The sequence below is a fragment of the Porphyrobacter sp. AAP82 genome, assembly GCF_000331285.1.
In the GTDB taxonomy this organism is placed as follows: Bacteria; Pseudomonadota; Alphaproteobacteria; order Sphingomonadales; family Sphingomonadaceae; genus Erythrobacter.
Genome location: NZ_ANFX01000004.1, coordinates 1 through 756 on the forward strand (window position 1 = coordinate 1; position 756 = coordinate 756).

Sequence of the window (756 nt, forward strand, 5' to 3'; positions counted from 1 at the left end):
CAGCCGGCGAGCAGGCCGTGGGCTCGACCATGTAATGATCAGCCATGACCAGAAAGCGGCGGTTGAACACCCGCTCCTTGCCGACGAACACGGTGGTGACCGCGGTCTTCATGTTATCGTAGATGCCGCGCAGAGGAACACCGCCGAAGAAGGCAAAGCCGCGCGCATGCGCGTCGAACACCATCTCCTGCGTCTCGCGCGGATAGGCCCTGACGTAGACCGCCCGCGACGCGCACAGCCGCATCTGCGCCACCTTCACCCGCATCGGCTTGCCCGCGATCTCCACATCCTCGTGGCTCCAGTCGAACTGGTAAGCCTCGCCAGGCTTGAACATGAGCGGGATGAAGGCAGGCGCGCCATCACCCGCATCCTTGCGCCGCGCTTCCGTCCAGCGCCGGGCGTAGCGCCGGACCGCGTCGTAGGATCCCTCGAACCCCTCACGGCACAGCAGATCATGGATCCGGGTCATGCGCAGCCGGTCACGCCGGTGCCGGGCCTCGTTCTGCGTAAGCAGCACGTCGAGCCGCTCCTGGAACGGCCCAAGCCGGGGCAGCGGTTGAACCGTGCGGCGATAATCGAATGCGCCTTCCGGCGCCCGGATCGCTTTGCGCACCACCTTGCGCGACAGCCGCAGATCCCGCGCAATCGCCTTGATCGCCTTCCCGCTCGCGTGCTCCCGCCGTATCCGAACAACCGTCTCCACCACCAACATCCCGATCTCACCACCTGGAAAACCAGGCAGTCCGCTACACCATC

General features: G+C 65.7%; 1 protein-coding gene. It reads right to left on the reverse strand.

The window, feature by feature from the left end; all coding sequences use genetic code 11:
• On the reverse strand, positions 1 to 712 hold a 712-nt coding region (gene istA / locus D620_RS0100025; RefSeq protein WP_017663728.1), incomplete at its 3' end, for an IS21 family transposase.
• Between the last annotated feature and the right edge of the window lie 44 nt (positions 713 to 756).